We start from the raw sequence: 18,845 nt of genomic DNA, 5'->3' as shown, positions 1-18,845 counted from the left end.
GCCCCGCGCCAGGCCCCCGACCTCGGCGGACGCCGATCGTCGACGGACCGTGCCGGGGCCGTCGCGGACCGCACCGTCAGTCGCCCAGCAGGGCGGCCCGGACCTCGTCCCAGATCTCCTCGCTGGCCGCGACCAGCAGGCCCTTGCCGTCGTCGGCCGGGTGGTAGTCGGTGCCGTCGAAACGGCGGGCCACACCGCCGGCCTCCCGCACCAGCAGCGTGCCCGGGGCGTGGTCCCACGGCAGGGTGCGCCAGAAGAGTACGAACTGCTGCGCGCCGGTGAGCACGTCCAGATATTCCCGGCCGGCGCAGTGCTGGCCGGGCAGCAGCTCGCCCAGCCGCTCGCCGCCCGCCTCCACGCGGCGCCGGAAGTCCGGGGGCAGGAAGCGGGTCATGGCGGTGCCGCGCAGCGCGCCGGCCGCCGGCTCCCGCCCGGCGGTACGCACCGGCGTGCCGTCCAGCCAGGTGCCGTCGCCCGCCCGGCAGGTGGCCATCGTGCCGTCCAGCGGGTCGTAGACCCAGGAGGCGGCCGGCACCCCGTCGGTCAGCAGCGCCACCATCAGGGCGAACGGGCGCCGGCCGGCGGCGAAGTTGGAGGTGCCGTCCACCGGGTCGACCAGCCAGACGTCACCGTCGCCCCGGAGGTGCCGCAGCAGGGTCGGGTCCTCGGCGACCGCCTCCTCGCCGACCACCACGGAATCGGGGCGCAGCCGCCGCAGCCCGGCGGAGATCAGCGCCTCGGCCTTGCGGTCGGCCACGGTGACCACCTCACCGGGAGCCTTCTCGGAGATGTCGGCGTCGTCGAGGCGGCGGAACAGCGGCACCACGACGTCGGCCGCGGCCTCCCGCAGCAGCGCGCCGACCTCGTCCAGCAGCGGGTCAGCCACGCGGCGGCAGCTTGACCACGCTGACGAAGAACTCGTCGATCTGGCGGACCACCGAGATGAAGCGCTCGAAGTCCACCGGCTTGGTCACGTAGGCGTTGGCGTGCAGCTGGTAGCTGCGCAGGATGTCCTCGTCGGCCTGGGAGGTGGTCAGCACCACGACCGGGATCCGGCAGAGCTGCTCATCCTTCTTGATCTCCGCCAGCACCTCCCGGCCGTCGCGACGGGGCAGGTTCAGGTCGAGCAGGACCAGGTCGGGGGTCACCGCGTCCGCGTACTGGCCCTCGCGGCGCAGGTAGGCCAGCGCCTCGGCGCCGTCCGAGACGACCGTGAGGCGGTTGCGGAGCTTGTGCTCCTCGAACGCCTCCTGGGTCATCAGCACGTCACCCGGGTCGTCCTCGACGAGCAGGACCTCGATCGGGCTCTTGCCGTCCGCTGGCGCGGTCATCCCACCGTCTCCTTCATGCCACCCGTTGTACCGTCCCGGGCCGCCCCCTCGGGCGTCTCTTCCCGTCCCGCGCCGTCCGGCTGCCGCGCGACACCCACCGCGGCGTCCTCGGCATCGTCCCCGGTCGCCGCCGGGTCCCCGGTCGACTCCTCCACCCCGGCCGGCTCCGCCGCCCGCGCCGCCTCGACGTCCTCGGGCAGGGCCGGGAGGGTGAACCGGATCGTGGTGCCCTCCGCGGTGTCGGTGTCCACCCAGACCCGGCCGCCGTGGTACTCCGCGATCTTCTTGACGATGGCCAGCCCGATGCCGGTGCCCGGGTAGGCGTCCTTGGAGTGCAGCCGCTGGAAGATCACGAAGATCTTGTCGGCGAACTCCGGCTCGATCCCGATGCCGTTGTCCCGGCAGCTGATCTCCCACTCGTCGTCGACCAGCCGGGCGGAGACGTGCACCTTCGCCGGCACGTCGGGCCGGCGGAACTTGATCGAGTTGCTGACCAGGTTGGCCAGCAGGTTGGTCAGCAGCGGCTCCTCGCCGCGGATCACCGGCAGCCGGTCCCAGGTCAGCTCGGCGTCGGCGTACTGCCGGGCCGCCTCGGTCTGCCCGGCCACGTCGCCCATCACCTTGTTCAGGTCGACCTCGGTGAAGCCGGTGGTGAGCCGGCCGATCCGGGAGAACGCGAGCAGGTCGTTGATCAACCGCTGCATCCGCTGCGCGCCGTCCACCGCGAAGGCGATGTACTGGTCGGCCCGCTCGTCGAGCTGACCCGAGTAGCGCCGCTGGAGGAGCTGGCAGAAGCTGGCCACCTTGCGCAGCGGCTCCTGGAGGTCGTGCGACGCGACGTACGCGAACTGCTCCAGGTCGCGGTTGGAGCGGGTCAGCTCCTCGGCCTGCTTCTGGAGCTGGGTGTTGACCCACTCGATGCGCTCGCGGGCCTCGCGTACCTCGTCCAGCTCCCGGGCGATCTTCTGCCGCATGATGTCGATGTCGTCGGCAAGCAGCCGGAACTCCGGCGGGCCGGACCCCTCGATGCGGTGCCGGTAGTCGCCCGAGGCGACCTCGCGCACCTGACCGACCAGGCCGGCCAGCGGCCGGATCAGGATCCGGTCCAGCGAGAGCAGCAGCACGGCGCCGGCCACCGCCACCACCAGGGCCGCGATGACCAGGAGCACCACCAGCACGTTGCTGGTCGCGTTGACCCGGTCGGCGGTCTCCTTCCGGACCTCCATGATCTCGCCCTGGAGGTCGTTCACCGCGAACCGGATGCCGTCGAACTGCTGCCGGGTCTGGTCGGTGATCAGCGCCTGGCCGGCGGACGGGCCGCTGCGCTCGGTGGTGCTGATCACCGGCTCGGCGACGTCGGACCGCCACTGCGCCGCCCGCTGCTCGACGACGTCCAGCGCGCGCAGCACGTCCGGATAGTCGATGGCCAGCTTCCGCATCTCGGCGAAGGTGTCCCGCTCCCGGCGCAGACCCGTCTGGTAGGGCTCCAGGTCCTTGCGGTCGGCGTTCACCGCGTACCCGCGGACGGCGGTCTCCTGGTCGAGCAGGGCGCTCATCAGCTCCTGCGCCTGGACCCGCAACGGACCGGTCTTGACCAGCACCGCGTCGATGTTCTGCCGGTTCTTGGCGGCGAGGGTCGCCTCGGCCGCGGCGAGCCCGAGCAGCAGCACCAGCACCACGCCGAGCAGCACGACGACCCGCCGCCGCAGGGTCCACCCCTGCTGGTACGCCTTCATCGGCCGCCGCCGCGGCTGACCAGCAGCATGGCCACGTCGTCGGCGAGCGGGCCGCCGTTGAGCTGCTCGGCCCGGCCGACCAGCCAGGCGGGCAGCTCGGCCAGGGGCACCGCGCGGTTGGCGGGGTCGGCGAGCAGGTCGGTCAGCCCCGGCACGTCCAGCCGGTCGTCACCGGTGCCCACCCGACCCTCGATGAGGCCGTCGGTGTACATCAGCAGGGACCAGTCATCGGTGTCGAACTCCAGGTCGAAGGCAACGGGTCGGCGCGGCCGTACGCCCAGCAGCAGACCGCCCTTGGCCGGCACCGGGGCGACCTTACCCCCGCTGAGCAGCAGCGGCGGCGGATGACCGGCGAGTCGCACGGTGGCCCGGGCGGCGGCCAGGTCGAGCCGGGCGGTCGCCACCGTGGCGAAGATCTCCTGGAGCCGGCGCTCGCTCATCAGCACCTGCTCCAGCGCGGGCAGCACCTCGTCGTCCGGCACCCCGGCCAGGACCAGGGCCCGCCAGGCGACCCGCAGCTCGACGCCGAGGGCGGCCTCGTCCACGCCGTGGCCGCAGACGTCGCCGACGATCATGTCGATCCGGTCCGGCCGGGTCTGCACCACGTCGTAGAAGTCCCCGCCGATCAGCGCGGCGTGCCGGCCGGGGCGGTAGAAGGTGTGCACCGACACCTGGTCGGTGGTCATGAGCGGCTGGGGCAGCAGGCCGCGCTCCAGGCGCGCCGACTCGGCCTGGCGCAGCTCCACCTCGCGCAGCCGGCGGGCGTTCTCGTCGGCCCGCTTCCGCTCGACCGCGTAGCGCAGCGCCCGGGTCAGCAGGACCCCGTCGACCTGCCCCTTGACCAGGTAGTCCTGCGCGCCCTCGGCGACCGCGACGATGCCCAGGTGCTCGTCGGAGCGACCCGTGAGCACGCAGACCGCCGCCCCGCTGGCCATCTCCAGCACCTGGCGCAGCCCGTCCAGGCCCTGCGCGTCGGGCAGGCCCAGGTCGAGCAGGACGCAGTCGACCCCCATCACCCGCTGCCGGGCCTCGCTGAGACTGGTGGCGATCAGCAGGTCGATCATCGAGTTGGTCTCGGCGAGCAGCTCGCCGACCAGGAAGGCGTCGCCCTCGTCGTCCTCGACCAGCAGGACCCGCAGCCGCTCGCCGGGCGGCACGCTGGCGTAGTGCCCGTGGCCGGCCTGCGGCACGACGGGGGCACCGGGCAGACCGGTCCCCCGGTGCGGCCGGGTCACCGCCGCGAGACGCGGAAGTTCGCTGGTGATGTCGGGGCTCCTTCCGAATGCCCTGCTGATCCTGTATCAGACAACGGTCGCACACAACACGACCGGAATCGGAGCGGGCGGGGCGGGCGAAACCCTCCCCACGGACAGCGGCACGGCCGACGACCGATGTTACGCCGCGACCGGCCCGCGACCGGAGCGCACCGACCGGTGGGGAGTGCCGCCGCAGGCCGCGGGGGTGCAGGATGATGCCCACCCCCGAACCACCCCGAGGAGTCAGCCGTGGGCGCACCCCCCACCCGCCCCGCCGACCGTGCGCGGGCACGGCCGGGCATCCCTCCCACCCGGCCCGCCGACCGGGCGCTGTCACGGCCGCGGCGGCGACTGCCCGCCGCGCTCGCGGCGCTCGCCGCCCTGCTCGCCGTCGGCGCCGGCGTCCTGGTCGACCTGGCCACCCCGGCGCCGCGCCCCGCCGACGCGCCCGCGGACACGTTCAGCGCCGAGCGGGCGTACCAGAACGTCAAGGTCATCGCGGCGCGGCCGCACGTGGCCGGCAGCGCCGCCAACGACCAGGTCCGCGAGCACGTCGTGGGCGTGCTGCGCGGGTTGGGCCTGGAGACCGAGGTGCAGGACACCGTGGCCCCGGAGGCCGGGCAGCTCAGCGGGGCGGCCGGCGGCGCGACCCTGGCCCGGGTGCGCAACGTGGTGGCCCGGCTGCCCGGCACCGATCCCACCGGGCGGGTCTTCCTGGTGGCCCACTACGACTCGGTGCAGTCCGGGCCGGGCGGCAACGACGACGCCGCCGGCACGTCCACCATCCTGGAGGTGGCCCGGGCGCTGGCCGCCGGCCCGCGTCCCCGCAACGACGTCGTCCTCGTGCTCACCGACGCGGAGGAGGCGTGCCTCTGCGGGGCCGCCGGCTTCGCCGCCGACCACCCGCTCGCCGCCGACGGCGGCGTGGTGCTCAACCTGGAGGCGCGCGGCTCCACCGGTCCCGTGATCATGTTCGAGACGTCCCGGAACAACGCGAAGCTGGTGGACGTCTTCGGTCGGGCCGCCCCGCACCCGGTGGGCACCTCGTTCGCGGTGGAGATCTACCGGGCGCTGCCCAACGACACCGACTTCACCGCATTCCTCGACCAGCGGTTCGTCGGGCTGAACTCGGCGTACATCGACGGGGGCGCGGTCTACCACACCCCGCTCGACGTGCCGGCGGCCATGAACCGGGGCAGCCTCCAGATGCACGGCGACAACGCCCTGGGCCTGGCCCGGGAGTTCGGCCGGACCGACCTGCGCGACCTGGGCTCCGACCACGACGACACCTACTTCCCGGTGCCCGGCGGGCTGGTCCGCTACCCCGGCTGGCTGACCCTGCCGCTGGCGCTGGCCGCCCTCGTCGCGGTCGGCGCGCTCGGCTGGCTGCTGCGCCGGCGCGGCCGGGCCACCGCCGGGCGGCTCGCGGCCGGCGCCGGGCTGGCCCTGGTGCCGGTCGTCGCCGCACCGCTGGGCGCGTGGCTGCTCTGGGCCGCGATCACCACCGTCCGCCCCGGCTACGCCGAACTGCTCGACCCGTACCGGCCGGTCTGGTACCGGCTCGCCGTGGTGGCGCTCGCCACCGCGATCCTGTTCACCTGGTACGCGCTGACCCGCCGCTGGGCCGGCCCGGCCGCCCTGGCCTTCGGCGGGCTGGTCTGGTTGGCCCTGTTCGGGGTGCTGCTCGCCGTGCTGGTGCCCGGTGGCGCGTACCTGACGACCCTGCCCGCCCTGGCCGGCGCGCTGGCCGGCGTGGCGGCGCTGGCCACCCGGCGGGACGGCCCCTGGCCGGTGGTCGCCGTGACCCTGGCCGGCGCGGTGGCCGTGGTGATCCTGCTGCCCACCGTGGTGCTGCTCTTCCCGGCGCTCGGCATGGGCATGGGTGGGGTGGCGGCGCTCTTCGCGGTGCTGCTCGGCCTGGCCGCGCTGCCCGTGGTGGACCTGCTGCACCCGCAGGCGGGCGGCCAGCGCGGTCTGGGAGCGCTGCGGGCCCGCCGGCTCGGCGCGCTGCCGGCCGGCGCCGCCGCGCTCGCGGCCGTGGTGCTCGCCGGGGTCGGCCTGGCCGTGGACCGCTTCGACGCCGCCCACCCCGTGCCGACCCACCTGATGTACGCCCTCGACGCCGGCACCGGCACGGCGCGGTGGCTCAGCCACGAGGACGACCCGCAGCCCTGGACCGACGGCTACGTCGACGGCGCCGTCTCCGTGGCCGACGACTTCCCGGGGCTGGGTGACGGCGAACTGCGGGCCGGACCGGCGCAGGCGGCGAACCTGCCCGCCCCGAAGCTGGAGACGCTCTCCGACACCCGCTCGGGCGACCAGCGGGTGCTGCGTGTCCGGGTGCTGCCCCAGCGGCCGGTCCGACTGCTGACCCTGCACGTGGACACGACCACGGCAGAGGTGCGCTCGGCGACGGTGGCCGGGCGGGACGTGCCGGTCAAGGCCCGCGACGGCAAATGGGGCTTCGGCGTCGTCTTCCACGCCCCGCCGCCGGAGGGCGTCGAGGTCACCCTGACCCTGGTGCCGAAGGCGGGACAGGTGAACCTGCGGGCGATGGACGCCAGCGACGGGCTGAGCGGGCTGCCCGGGTTCCGGGCCCGGCCGGCGGACGTCGGCGTGGTCGGCTCGCACAGCTCGGAGATGCTGGCGGTGGCCCGCACCTATCCCCTCTAGGCGGCCGCGGAAATTCTTCGGGACGGATGTCGAGAGGAGGAGCCCCAGCTTCTACTCCCGGGTGACGGACAGGCCCGCGAGTTGAGGAGCAGCACGATGACGAAGGCGACGACCGGAGCCACCATGTCGCTGGACGGCTACATCGCCGACGCGACCCACGGTGGGTTCGAACACCTCTTCCAGTGGTACGGCAACGGCGACGTGGAGACGCCGACGGCCAACCCCGACATGACCTTCCGTACGTCGGCGGCGAGCGCGGAACACCTCCGCGAGCTGAACGAGCGGACCGGGGCGCTGGTCGTTGGCCGGCGGCTGTTCGACATGACGAACGGCTGGGGCGGCCGCCACCCGATGGACGTACCGGTGGTCGTGGTCACGCACCATGTGCCGGAGGGCTGGGACCGGGAGGGCGACTCGTTCGTGTTCGTCACCGACGGCATCGAGAGCGCGATCGACCGGGCGAAGGCGATCGCCGGCGACAAGCAGGTCGGCGTCAACGGCGGCACCATCGCCGCGCAGGTCCTGGCCGCCGGCCTGCTCGACGAGGTGCACGTCGACCTCGTCCCGGTCCTGCTGGGCGACGGCATCCCGTTCTTCGCCGGCCTGAAGGTCGCGCCCGTCCAGTTGGAGGGGCCCACCAGGGTCGTCCAGGGCAACGGGGTCACCCACCTGGCCTACCGGGTCCGCAGGCAGGGCTAACACTGCCGGTGGCGGGCCGTGTGGCCCCCGGGGGGATCGCCCGGGGGCCACGGTCAGCGGGTCAGGAGACCTTGTCGATCTTGCAGCTGACGTCGCCGGTCACCTTCTGGCTCAGCACGACCATGCCCTGCTCGACGGCCTTCTGGCCGGGCCGCACGTCGGAGACGATGGCGGTGGTGTTGCCCACCCGGGTGCCCTTGGCGTCGAGCACGAACACGTCGACGAGGTACGTGTTCTGGTCCTTGCTGGTGTTGTTCACCTCGACGTCGAACTTCACGTTCGCCAGGAACTCGTCGCCGGCCGACTCGGCCTCGCACGACTTGAGCTCGACGTGCCCGGCCTTCGCGTCCTGGCTCTTGCTGACGTCGTCGGCCGCCTTGCCGACCAGGGCGGTGCACGCCACGAAGCCGCCGCCGCAGAGCAGGACGGCCAGGCCGGCGATGATGAGGAAGACCTTCAGCCCGGTCGACATCCCCTTCTTGGGCGGGGGCACGGGGGCGTACCCGGGCGGAGGGGGCGGGGTCGGCTGCGACATTCGTTGTGCCTTTCATGGACGATCGTGAGCCGCCGGGGGCCGTTCCGGGCCGGCGGCACACCTGTGCTTGTTTCCGCAGGTCATGGCGACGCCCCCGGTAGGGGGCGACCCGGGCAGAGAGTGTCACAGCGGACGCCTTCGCAAGATCAACCAGCACGGTGCTTGCTGTCGGACAATCAGTCACCCAGGGCAACTATTTGGGCGGAGGAGCCCGGCCACTCGGCTGAGCATGATCAACCAGGGCGCCTGCGCAGCCGGGGGCGGCTCGACCGCCCGCCCATGGCGTCGCCGGTCACCACCCCCGCCAGCATCAGCACGACGAGGGTGGTGACCAGCACCGGCGGCCAGCCGCCCACCCACGGCATCGCGGCCACCAGGATCAGCAACCAGAACACCCGGTGCCACGGGACCGTGCCGACGATCTTGTAGGTGAACAGGGTGCGGCCGAGCAGGAAGAGCGCCGGCCCGCCGAAGATCAGCGCGATCCAACGCCGCGGCGTGTCGCCGGTCGGCCGCTCGACGACCAGATCGAATGCGGCGGCGGTGCAGACGATGCCGGCGAGCATGACCAGGTGCGTGTACGGCGCCAGCCGGGTCGCCCGCCGCAGCAGCCGCGGGGCGGTGGTCCGCACGATGTCGCCGGCTCCCAGGACGTAGACCTGCCAGAGCAGCAGCATGGCGGCGAAGGCGCCCAGGAAGGCGGCCGCCCGGGCCAGGGTGAACTCGGCGGCGCTGATCTCCAGCGTCGGCACCAGGATGACGTCGCCGAGCGCCAGGATGACGAACTGCTGGTAGCGCTCGCCCAGGTGGTCGGTGGTCTTCTCGTACTGGGCGAACGGCACCCGGCCGAGCCCGGGCGTCGGGTAGCGCGCCGCCGCCGAGACGTAGTCGATCGTCACCGCGACGGCCCAGAGCACCCAGGACCATCCGTCCGGCAGCAGCCCGCCGCCGATCCAGAAGAAGCTGGAGACCACGAACCAGAAGAGGAAGCGGGCGGCCCGCTGCTCGGCCATGTGCCGGTGCTGGTGCAGCACGGCCACCAGCACCACCCCACGCACCAGATGCGGGATCACGTAGCCGACCGCGAAGACCAGCGCGTGCGAGTCGACGGCCAGCGCCGCCGCCGTCACCACGGCACCGAGCATGGTGACCATCAGGATGGCCTGGATCGGTCGCTGGTCCGGGTCGTAGAAGTCGGTGGTGGTCGAGGTGATCGACCAGGTCCACCAGACCGCCATCAGCATGATCACGACCGGCGCGACGCCGTCCCACGAGGCCCGCTCGGCGATCAGCATCGAGACCAGCGCCAGCGCCGCCACGAAGACGACGTCGAAGAGCAGCTCCAGCAGGGTCGCACGGGTCGAACCGCTCGGCCGGCGCACCAGCTCGCTGCTGCCTCCGGTCGTCATGCCCGACCTCCCGCCACCCGTCGACGCCGGGTCGCGGGCGACGCTGCGTCCCCGCCGATTATCGGGGCCGCCACGGTGGCCCGTCCCCGGATCGGCATTCCCCGCCCCCTCGGGCGGACCGGCCGCCGGGAACGCGATGTAACAAGCGGCCGGGCCGGTCGCGCCTGTAGGAAGGTGAAGCCAAGCCTGGTCGAACGGCACCGCCGTGACTGACCTCTCCGCGATCGCCCGGGAGCGGGCAACGCTGGCGACGATCGCCGACGCCATCGTCGCGGCGTCGGCCGACAAGGGCCTACGGATCGAGGTGGCCTGCCCCGCGTCCCGCCTCGCCGTGGTCGACCACCTCACGCAGGCCCTGCACGCCCGGGGCCGCGTCTGCCGCTACCGCCCGGCCGGGTCGAAGCCGGGAGAGGCCGGCGACCCGCACCCGGTCCGGGGACAGCACGGTTCGGGCGTCGTGGTCATCACGGGCGGGCTCGCCACCGGGACCGATCGTGGCGTGCTGCGCGTGGGCGTCCGGGTGACCGCCGGCCCCGGTCAGGACGCGTTCCCGGCGGGCGGCGATCCGGACATCGTCCTCGACTACCAGGATCCGGACGGGCCGACGATCCGCTACCTCGCGCCCCACCTGTCCGCCGGCGACCGGCGCGGGTGAATCCCCGCTACTTCCAGCGGAAGTGGACGAAGAGGCGGCCGAAGTTCTTCGAGTCCTTCTCGACCCGGTGGTAGAGCTGCTTGACGTCCTTCTGGTCGAGGAAGCGCAGCACCTTCTTCTTGAGCTGGCCGGAACCCTTGCCGGGGATGATCTCCACCAAGGTGGCCTTCTTCGCCACGGCCTCGTCCATGATCCCGCGCAGGGCCCGGTCGATGTCGTGGCCCCGGTTGTAGATGTCGTGGAGATCGAGCTTGAGCTTCACCAGCCCATCGTAGGTACGACGAAGGGCAGCCCGGCAGGGCTGCCCTTCGTGGTCGACCGTCAGCGGCCGCCGACCTTGCCCTCCACCCGGCGCAGCGCCGCGGTGTAGTCGGCGTTGGTCGAGTACATGGCCGCCGCGATGCGCAGGTGCCGCAGCGCGTCGGCGGGGCGGTTCATCCGCTCCAGCGTCCGGCCCAGCACGTGGTGCGCGTAGTGGTCGCTCGGGTCCCGGTCGACCAGCTCGCGCAGCTGCTCCTCGGCCCGGTTGAGCTGGGCCGACTGGAAGTACGCCCGGGCCAGCAGCTGCCGTACCGAGGAGTTGCCGGGCTCGGCCTCGACGATGGGCTCGAGCAGCCGGGCCGCCCCGGTCGGGTCACCTGCTTCGAAGAACATGGTCGCCCGCCGGTACTCCGCCAGAAGATCCACTCGACCCACCTCCTCGTGTCGCGCCAGCCCTTTGTCCGACGCTGGCACAACGTCAGCCGTACCGCGAGTGTTCCTTCGGGTGTGATCGCGCTCAGGGGGTCGGGTCGTACCGGTCGCCCACCAGGTCCCAGGCCCGGACACCACCGACGATGCCGGCCGTGTTCGGGACGACCACGACGTCGTCGCCCATCCGGGCCAGTTGTTCCGGCCGGATCAGCCGCGAGTTGCCGCCGCCCAGGTAGAGCCGGTCCCAGCGGAAGACCGGCCGCAGGCCGTCCACGACCTGGCGGATCCGCCGGGACCAGAAGGCGTCGCCCAGGCGCCGCCGTTCCGGCTCCCCGACGTACGTGTCGTAGGTGGTGTTCCAGCGCACCGGCGCGTGCGACAGTTCGAGGTGCGGGGCGAGCACCCCGCCGTCGAAGAGCGCGCTGCCCAGCCCGGTGCCGAGGGTCAGCACCAGCTCGCAGCCGGTCCCGGCGACGACGCCCGCGCCGTGCACCTCGGCGTCGTTGAGCACGAGCGCCGGCACGCCGAACGCCTCGGCCAGGGCGCTGCGCACGTCGTACCCGGACCACTCGGCGACCAGGGCGGGGTCGACGCGGCTGCGCGGGCCGGAGCGGGTCACGTAGTGCGGGGTGGCCACCACCACGCCGTGCCGAATCATGCCGGGCATCCCGACGGTGAGCCGGTCCGCCGTGGGCAGCCGGCCGCCGAGGTCCAGCAGCGTCTTGACGAACAGGGCGGGTGGCAGCGGGTACGGCGTGGGGACGCGCAGCGGCCGGGCCCGCATCGTCCCCGCGGCGTCCAGCACGGAGGCCTTGATCCCGCCGCCCCCGCAGTCGATCGCCAGAGTGGTCACCACGGCTGTGAGTCTTCCTCACCCCAGACCGGCCCCGAGCGCGGGTCAACCGATTCGCCGCGCCGGTAGGCTCGGTCTCCTCATGAGCGCCACGTTGATCGCCAAGGACCTCACCGCCGGGCACGGCGACCGCCTCCTCTTCACCGACCTGGACCTGGTGGTCGCCCCGGGCGACGTGGTCGGGCTGGTCGGGGTGAACGGCGCCGGCAAGTCCACCCTGCTGCGCACCCTCGCCGGGCTCCAGCCGCTGGAGCAGGGGTCGGTGGCGTTGAACCCGCCCGCCGCCACCGTCGGCTACCTGCCGCAGGAGCCGGAGCGCCGGCCGGGCGAGACGGTCCGGGACTTCCTGGCCCGGCGTACCGGGGTGACGGCGGCGCAGGCGGCCCTGGACGCCGCCACGGAGGCGCTGACCGCGGGTGCGCCGGGCGCGGACGACGCGTACGCCACGGCGCTGGAGCGCTGGCTCGACCTCGGTGGGGCGGACCTGGACGAGCGGGCCGAGCAGGTCGCCGCCGAGCTGGGGCTCCGCGTCGACCTGGAGCACCCGATGACCGGCCTGTCCGGCGGCCAGGCGGCCCGGGCCGGGCTGGCCTCGCTGCTGCTCAGCCGGTACGACGTCTTCCTGCTCGACGAGCCCACCAACGACCTGGACCTGGCCGGCCTGGACCGGCTGGAGCGGTTCGTCACCGGGCTGCGCGCCGGCACCGTGCTGGTCAGCCACGACCGGGAGTTCCTCACCCGGACGGTCACCCGGATCATGGAACTGGACCTGCACCAGGGGCAGGTCAACCACTTCGGCGGCGGCTACGCGGCCTACCTGGAGGAGCGCGAGGTGGCCCGCCGGCACGCCCGCGAGGAGTTCGAGGAGTACGCCGGCACCCGGGCCCAGTTGGAGGCGCGGGCCCGGACGCAGCGGTCCTGGATGGAGAAGGGCGTGAAGAACGCCCGCCGCAAGGCCACCGACAACGACAAGATCGGCCGCAAGTTCCGCTCCGAGGCCAGCGAGAAGCAGGCCGCGAAGGCCCGGCAGACCGAGCGGTTGATCGAGCGGCTGGAGGTGGTCGAGGAGCCGCGCAAGGAGTGGGAGCTGCGGATGGAGATCGCCGCCGCGCCCCGCGCCGGCGCCGTCGTGGCCGCGCTCCGGGGCGCCGTCGTACGCCGTGGCGACTTCACCCTCGGCCCGGTGGACCTCCAGATCGACTGGGCCGACCGGGTGGCGATCACGGGGGCGAACGGCTCCGGCAAGAGCACTCTGCTGGCCGCCCTGCTCGGCCGGCTGCCGCTGGACGAGGGGCACGCCGCGCTCGGCCCGGGCGTGGTGGTGGGCGAGGTGGACCAGGCCCGGGGGCTCTTCCTCGGCGACCAGCCCCTGCTGGACGCGTTCGGCGCCGCCGTACCCGAGCTGAGCCCGGCGGACGTGCGGACGTTGCTGGCCAAGTTCGGCCTGCGGGCCGACCACGTGCTGCGGCCGGCGGCGACCCTATCCCCCGGGGAGCGGACGCGGGCCGCGCTGGCCCTGCTCCAGGGGCGCGGGGTGAACCTGCTGGTGCTCGACGAGCCGACCAACCACCTGGACCTGGCGGCGATCGAGCAGCTCGAATCGGCCCTGGCCGGCTACCCGGGAACCCTGCTGCTGGTGACCCACGACCGGCGGATGCTGGACGCGGTGAGCGTGAACCGGCGGCTGCGGGTGGCGGACGGACGGATCGCCGAGGATTGATCCGTGCCGACCCGGTCGCGCGGGGCGAGAATGAACCCATGCTCAAGTGGGAGTACGCGCTGCTGGTCCGCCGCCGCCAGGCCGCCACCACCGACATCGGGTGGGAGGTCGTCTTCATCTGGTACGGCCCGGACGGCTCCATGATCGACGTCACGCCGTACGGCGACACCGCGCTGGCCCACCTGAACCGGGCCGGTGACCAGGGCTGGGAACTGGTCGCGATGAGCGAGGACCCGTCGCTGCCCGGCAACAACGAGTTGCACCGCTACCACCTGAAACGGCCGAAGGCGGCCGCCCCGCAGCCCCGCCAGCGGATGCGCGGCTCCCGCACCGCCCGCCGCACCATCACCGGCTGACCGCCGCGCCGGTCGGCGGTGGCCCGGACTCGGGCAGGGAAGGCATATCGGGCGGGGATGCGGGTATCGCGCCGCCCGGAGGTGGCGCATGGTGGCGGTGGCGCAATCCGCACTCTCGGGCGAGCGGCTGCGGGAGGTCGACGGCTTCCTCGCCGAGGCGTGGGCCGACCTGGCCCGGCACGACGAGCGACTGCGCGGGCTGACCGTGGAGGTGCGCTTCGACCGCGGCGTCGCCCACCTCGACGGCGCGGTCGCCGACCCGGCCCAGTTGCGGCTGCTCCGGGACCTGGTGGGCCGGCTGGCCGGGGTGCTCGGCGTCTGGTGCCGGGTGAGCGTCGCCGGGCGCGCGCCCGTGGTGGTGGACCTGGGTTGCGGGGCGACCAAGCAGTGGCCGGGCAACCTGGGGCTGGACATCTACCCGGCGCCGGGGGTGAACGCGGTGGCGGACCTGTCCGGCTCGCTGCCGCTGGCCGACGACTCGGTGGACGTGTTCTTCGCGGTGCACATCCTGGAGCACCTGATCGACTTCCTGCCGCTGCTGGACGAGTGCCACCGGGTGCTGCGCCCGGGCGGCGTGCTGCACGTGATGAGCCCCTGGTGGCGGCACGTGAACGCGGTGGCCGACCCGACCCACGTCCGCCTGCTGGACGTGCAGACCATCAAGGGCGTCTGCGGTCAGCGCCCGCCCGGCACCCCGCGCTGGTACCCGCTGCACGCGGGCTGCGACGGCGCCTCCATCTTCGCCGACCTGACGCCCCTGGCACCGGACGCCCCACCCCCGTCCAGGTCCCACCTGGCCCGCTTCTTCGACTGACCCCGCCCCTCCCGCCGTCGATCATGAGGTTGGCGGCGCTCCGGGAGATCGACTTCGCCGGCAACCTCATGATCAGCGAGGCGGGGCGGATTCGCGGAGTGCGAGGCGGTGGGGGGCGACCAGTTCCCGGGGTGGGGTTTCCGGGTCGGCCGTGAGGCGGTTGGCCAGGAGTTCGACCGCGAGGCGGGCGATGCGTTCCTTGTCGGGGGCGACGGTGCTGAGGGTGGGGATGGAGAAGCGGCCGTCCTCGATGTCGTCGAAGCCGGCCACGGCGACGTCGTCGGGCACCCGCAGGCCGGCCTCGTGCAGGGCGCGCAGCGCGCCGAGGGCCAGGGTGTCGTTGAAGCAGAAGACGGCGTCCGGGCGTACCCCGGTGGAGAGCAGGTGCCGCATGGCGGCCGCGCCGTCCGCGCGGTGCCAGGCCGGCGCGGGCGCCACCAGCCGCTCGTCGTACGCGATGCCGGCGTCGGCCAGCGCGGCCGTGTAGCCAGCCAGGCGGAGCCGGGCGCTGGCCCCCTCGGGGGTGCGCTGCGAGCCGATCGCGGCGATCCGGCGGCGGCCGAGCCCGACGAGGTGGGCGGTGATCTCCCGGGCGGCGGCCACGTTGTCGACCACCACGTGGTCGGCGGGGCCGTGGTCCACCCGCTCGCCGAGCAGCACCATGGGCATGCCGTCGAGGCCGGCGAGGTCGTCCGCGGTGAGCGCGAGCGGGCTGAAGATCAGGCCGTCGATCATGTGGTCGCCGATACCGCTCGCGGCCTTGCGTTCCTGCTCCGGGCCGCCGCCGGTCTGGTCGATCAGCACCGTCCAGCCGTGCTCGGCGGCGGCGGTGACCACGTGCCGGGCCAGCTCGGCGAAGTAGGGGATGTCCAGCTCGGGCACGGCCAGGGCGATCACCCCGGTGCGCCCCTTGCGCAGGTTACGGGCGGAGAGGTTGGGCCGGTAGTTGAGCTCGGCGATGGCCGCCTCGACCCGGGCGCGCGTGTCCGCGCGGACGTGCTGGTAGCCGTTGACCACGTTGGAGACGGTCTTCACCGACACGCCGGCCCGTTCCGCGACGTCCTTGAGCCTGTGCCGCACTGAGCTTCCTCCCGGGTGACTGCTGGGGCGCACTCTACCGCGTCACGACGACGTAACGACCCCTTTACATCGTTGCTTACAACGTTGTACAAACCAAGGACACCGGTGACCGAGGTCACCGGGACAGCACCGAGGAAAGGGTGGCACCGTGCCGAACGCGCAGCTGACGATCGACCCGACCTTCACCATCGGAGCGGCCGACCGTCGCCTCTTCGGTTCGTTCGTCGAGCACATGGGTCGCTGCGTCTACGGCGGGGTCTACGAGCCGGGCCACCCGGACGCCGACCCGCGCGGCTTCCGGCGCGACGTGCTGGAACTGACCCGGGAGCTGGGTGTCTCGGTGGTCCGCTACCCGGGCGGCAACTTCGTCTCCGGCTACCGCTGGGAGGACGGCGTCGGCCCGGTCGGCGACCGCCCGCGCCGGCTCGACCTGGCCTGGAAGACGGTCGAGACCAACGCGTTCGGGCTGGACGAGTTCATGACCTGGGCGGCCGAGGCCGGCGTCGAGCCGATGATGGCCGTCAACCTCGGCACCCGCGGCGTGCAGGAGGCGTGCGACCTGCTCGAATACGCCAACCACCCGGGCGGCACGCAGCTGTCCGACCTGCGCCGCAAGCACGGCGCCGAGGACCCGTACGGGGTGCGGCTCTGGTGCCTCGGCAACGAGCTGGACGGGCCCTGGCAGGTCGGCCACAAGACCGCCGACGAGTACGGCCGGCTCGCCGCCGAGACGGCCCGCGCCATGAAGATGATCGACCCCTCGATCAGCCTCGTCGCCTGCGGCAGCTCCAACCGGGGGATGCCGACCTTCGCCTCCTGGGAGGCGACCGTGCTGGAGCACACCTACGAGCACGTCGACTACATCTCGGCCCACACCTACTACGACCCGTCCGACGGCGACCGGGCCAGCATCCTGGCCTCGGCGGTCGACATGGACAACTTCATCCGCGAGGTGGTCGCCACCGCCGACCACGTGGCCGCCAAGCAGCGGCAGAAGCGCCGGCTGAAGATCTCCTTCGACGAGTGGAACGTCTGGTACCAGTCCCGCCTCCAGGCCGACCTGGACCGGCGCGGCTGGGTCGAGGCGCCGGCCCTGATCGAGGACGACTACAACGCCGTCGACGCGGTGGTGGTCGGCGACCTGCTGATCACCCTGCTCCGGCACGCCGACCGGGTCGGGGTGGCCTGCCAGGCGCAGCTCGCCAACGTGATCGCCCCGATCCGGACCCGGAACGGCGGGCCGGCCTGGCGGCAGAGCATCTTCCACCCGTTCGCCCTGACCGCCCGGCACGCGCGGGGCACCGTGCTGCGCACCGAGCCGGTCGGCCCGATGTACGAGACGAAGCGGTACGGCGAGGTGCCGGTGCTCGACACCGTCGCCGTGCACGACGAGGAGACCGGCGGCCTGGCCGTCTTCGCGGTCAACCGGGGTCCGGACGACCTCCCCCTCGACCTGGACCTGCGCGGGCTGCCCGGCCTGCGCGCGGTCGAACACACCACCCTCGCGGCGGGCGACGACCCGGCCGCCACGAACACCGAGGCGGAGCCCACCCGGGTGACGCCCCGGCAGCTCACCACCCCCACCCTCGACGGCGGCCGGTGCTCCGTGGCGCTGCCCGCCTGCTCCTGGAACCTGCTGCGCTTCACGCCTCAGCCGTGACCAGGCAATACTGCATCCCGTCCCCCAAGGAGTACGCATGATCCAGAACGAGATGAGCCGGCGGCGGCTGCTGGGCCTCGGCCTCGGGCTCGGCGCGGCGGCCACGCTGACGCTGTCCGGCTGCGGCGGCGGCAGCAGCTCCGACAAGTCCACCGCGGCCGGCAACGGCGGCAAGGACTACACCGGCCCGAAGGTCGACCTGAAGCTGTGGAACGGCTTCACCGGCGGCGACGGCGACATCTTCAAGAAGCTGGTCGAGCAGTTCAACACCGAGCACCAGAACATCGCCGTCAGCGTGATCACCTACGAGTGGCAGGACTACTACAGCAAGCTGCCCGGCGCGGTCACCAGCGGCAACGGGCCGGACATCGCGGTCATGCACATGGACCAGCTCGCCACCTTCGCCGCCCGCGGCGTGATCAACGAGCTGGACGACGTGGCCAAGACCCTGGAGCTGAGCGAGGGCGACTTCGCGCCGACGGTGTGGAAGGGCGGCATCTACCACGACAAGCGGTACGGCATCCCGCTGGACATGCACCCCCTGGGCCTCTACTACAACAAGGGGGTCATGCAGAAGGCCGGGCTGGACCCGAACAAGCCGCCGACGACGAAGGACGAGTACACCGCGGCGCTGACCGAGCTGAAGAAGTCCGGCGTCCAGGGCTTCTGGGTCAGCCCGTTCCAGTTCACCGGCGGCATGACCTTCTACAGCCTGCTGCACCAGTGGGGCGGGACGCTCTTCGACGCCGAGGTGGCGAAGGCGACCTTCAACTCGGACCCGGCCGTCGAGGCGTGCACCTGGCTGGTCGACATGATCAAGCAGGGCTTCTCCCCCGCCAACGTCGGCCAGGACGCCGACTACCTGGCGCTGAAGAGCGGCAAGAACGCCTTCAACTGGAACGGCATCTGGCAGATCAACGACCTGAAGAAGAGCCCCTCGGTGCAGTGGGGCGTCGCGCCGCTGCCGCAGATCGGCAGCCAGAAGGCCGCCTGGGCGAACTCGCACAACTTCACCATCGTCAAGCAGCGCAGCGCCGACAACAACAAGGTCTCCGGCGCCAAGGTCTTCATCAACTGGCTCAGCCAGCACTCGCTGGACTGGGCCAAGGGCGGCCAGATCCCGGCCCGCAAGGCGGTCCGGGAGGGCGCCGAGTTCAAGGCCCTGCCGGAGATCAGCTCGCTCGCCCCCGAGCTGGAGTACGCCGCGTTCCCGCCGGCCGCGCCCGGCCTCGGCGAGGTGATGACCACCTTCTACAACTCCTTCAACGAGGCGGCGCTGGGCAAGAAGTCGCCGAAGCAGGCCCTGGACGACGGGGTGGCCAAGGCGAACAAGCAGCTCGAGGACAACCGCAAGAAGTACGGGAGCTGATCCGCG

General features: G+C 72.9%; 18 protein-coding genes. 8 read left to right on the top strand and 10 right to left on the bottom strand.

Features of this window, described 5'->3' with window-relative positions; genetic code table 11:
- Positions 1-76: 76 nt before the first annotated feature.
- The 4 genes from IEY96_RS14485 to IEY96_RS14470 are packed head-to-tail and all read right to left on the bottom strand — an operon-like array spanning position 77 to position 4,257.
- Positions 77-886, bottom strand: coding sequence for an inositol monophosphatase family protein (locus IEY96_RS14485; protein ID WP_189195361.1), 810 nt, complete (start codon positions 884-886; stop codon positions 77-79).
- Complete coding sequence (locus IEY96_RS14480; RefSeq protein WP_189195360.1) at positions 879-1,331, bottom strand: response regulator; 453 nt, start codon at positions 1,329-1,331, stop codon at positions 879-881. The genes IEY96_RS14485 and IEY96_RS14480 overlap by 8 nt, the downstream gene beginning before the upstream one ends.
- Positions 1,328-3,067, bottom strand: coding sequence for a sensor histidine kinase (locus tag IEY96_RS14475; RefSeq protein WP_189195359.1), 1,740 nt, complete (start codon positions 3,065-3,067; stop codon positions 1,328-1,330). Before IEY96_RS14475 ends, IEY96_RS14480 begins: the two co-directional genes overlap by 4 nt.
- Positions 3,064-4,257, bottom strand: coding sequence for a PP2C family protein-serine/threonine phosphatase (locus IEY96_RS14470; RefSeq protein WP_189195358.1), 1,194 nt, complete (start codon positions 4,255-4,257; stop codon positions 3,064-3,066). Before IEY96_RS14470 ends, IEY96_RS14475 begins: the two co-directional genes overlap by 4 nt.
- Positions 4,258-4,572: 315 nt before the next feature.
- Between IEY96_RS14470 and IEY96_RS14465 the strand changes: the two genes are divergently transcribed.
- Positions 4,573-6,996 carry a M28 family peptidase gene (locus tag IEY96_RS14465; RefSeq protein WP_229791603.1) on the top strand — a complete coding sequence of 808 codons (2,424 nt, stop codon included), beginning with the start codon at positions 4,573-4,575 and terminating at the stop codon, positions 6,994-6,996.
- A 96-nt stretch (positions 6,997-7,092) separates the two neighbouring features.
- Positions 7,093-7,695, top strand: coding sequence for a dihydrofolate reductase family protein (locus IEY96_RS14460; RefSeq protein ID WP_189195357.1), 603 nt, complete (start codon positions 7,093-7,095; stop codon positions 7,693-7,695).
- Between the two features lie 61 nt (positions 7,696-7,756).
- On the opposite strand, the gene IEY96_RS14455 is transcribed toward IEY96_RS14460, so the two are convergent.
- On the bottom strand, positions 7,757-8,167 hold the full coding sequence (locus IEY96_RS14455; RefSeq protein ID WP_189195356.1) for an FxLYD domain-containing protein: 411 nt from the start codon (positions 8,165-8,167) through the stop codon (positions 7,757-7,759).
- A 296-nt stretch (positions 8,168-8,463) separates the two neighbouring features.
- Entirely contained in the window at positions 8,464-9,639 is a 1,176-nt protein-coding gene (locus tag IEY96_RS14450; protein ID WP_189195355.1) for a low temperature requirement protein A, read from the bottom strand.
- A gap of 205 nt (positions 9,640-9,844) precedes the next feature.
- Between IEY96_RS14450 and IEY96_RS14445 the strand changes: the two genes are divergently transcribed.
- Positions 9,845-10,294 carry a hypothetical protein gene (locus IEY96_RS14445; protein WP_189195354.1) on the top strand — a complete coding sequence of 150 codons (450 nt, stop codon included), beginning with the start codon at positions 9,845-9,847 and terminating at the stop codon, positions 10,292-10,294.
- Between the two features lie 7 nt (positions 10,295-10,301).
- On the opposite strand, the gene IEY96_RS14440 is transcribed toward IEY96_RS14445, so the two are convergent.
- The 3 genes from IEY96_RS14440 to IEY96_RS14430 all read right to left on the bottom strand — a co-directional run bounded on the left by IEY96_RS14440 (position 10,302) and on the right by IEY96_RS14430 (position 11,843).
- Positions 10,302-10,556, bottom strand: coding sequence for a Smr/MutS family protein (locus IEY96_RS14440; RefSeq protein ID WP_046564396.1), 255 nt, complete (start codon positions 10,554-10,556; stop codon positions 10,302-10,304).
- A gap of 59 nt (positions 10,557-10,615) precedes the next feature.
- Positions 10,616-10,981, bottom strand: coding sequence for a tetratricopeptide repeat protein (locus IEY96_RS14435; RefSeq protein WP_091262954.1), 366 nt, complete (start codon positions 10,979-10,981; stop codon positions 10,616-10,618).
- Positions 10,982-11,072: 91 nt separating this feature from the next.
- Positions 11,073-11,843, bottom strand: coding sequence for an ROK family protein (locus IEY96_RS14430; RefSeq protein WP_189195353.1), 771 nt, complete (start codon positions 11,841-11,843; stop codon positions 11,073-11,075).
- A 79-nt stretch (positions 11,844-11,922) separates the two neighbouring features.
- Between IEY96_RS14430 and IEY96_RS14425 the strand changes: the two genes are divergently transcribed.
- From IEY96_RS14425 to IEY96_RS14415, 3 genes are all read left to right on the top strand, one after another.
- On the top strand, positions 11,923-13,560 hold the full coding sequence (locus IEY96_RS14425) for an ABC-F family ATP-binding cassette domain-containing protein (protein WP_189195352.1): 1,638 nt from the start codon (positions 11,923-11,925) through the stop codon (positions 13,558-13,560).
- A gap of 38 nt (positions 13,561-13,598) precedes the next feature.
- Positions 13,599-13,916, top strand: coding sequence for a hypothetical protein (locus tag IEY96_RS14420; RefSeq protein ID WP_189195351.1), 318 nt, complete (start codon positions 13,599-13,601; stop codon positions 13,914-13,916).
- Positions 13,917-14,004: 88 nt separating this feature from the next.
- Complete coding sequence (locus IEY96_RS14415; protein WP_189195350.1) at positions 14,005-14,730, top strand: methyltransferase domain-containing protein; 726 nt, start codon at positions 14,005-14,007, stop codon at positions 14,728-14,730.
- 72 nt (positions 14,731-14,802) lie between these two features.
- Here the strand turns inward: IEY96_RS14415 and IEY96_RS14410 are convergent, their stop codons facing one another.
- Entirely contained in the window at positions 14,803-15,810 is a 1,008-nt protein-coding gene (locus tag IEY96_RS14410; RefSeq protein WP_189195349.1) for a LacI family DNA-binding transcriptional regulator, read from the bottom strand.
- Between the two features lie 148 nt (positions 15,811-15,958).
- Here IEY96_RS14410 and arfA point away from each other — a divergent pair, with 148 nt between their 5' ends.
- Together arfA and IEY96_RS14400 are read left to right on the top strand one after the other, a co-directional pair.
- The gene (arfA, locus tag IEY96_RS14405; protein ID WP_189195348.1) at positions 15,959-17,470 is read left to right on the top strand and encodes an arabinosylfuranosidase ArfA; all 1,512 of its coding nucleotides are present in this window, start codon (positions 15,959-15,961) and stop codon (positions 17,468-17,470) included.
- Positions 17,471-17,507: 37 nt separating this feature from the next.
- A complete protein-coding gene (locus IEY96_RS14400; protein WP_189195347.1) occupies positions 17,508-18,839 on the top strand; it encodes an ABC transporter substrate-binding protein in 1,332 nt (443 codons plus the stop codon).
- The last annotated feature ends 6 nt before the right edge of the window (positions 18,840-18,845 follow it).

Origin of the sequence: Micromonospora fulviviridis (genome assembly GCF_014648395.1) — a bacterium.
Taxonomy (GTDB): domain Bacteria; phylum Actinomycetota; class Actinomycetes; order Mycobacteriales; family Micromonosporaceae; genus Micromonospora; species Micromonospora fulviviridis.
The sequence above is the reverse complement of the archived record's forward strand: the minus strand, read 5'-3'. Positions and strand labels throughout refer to the sequence as shown.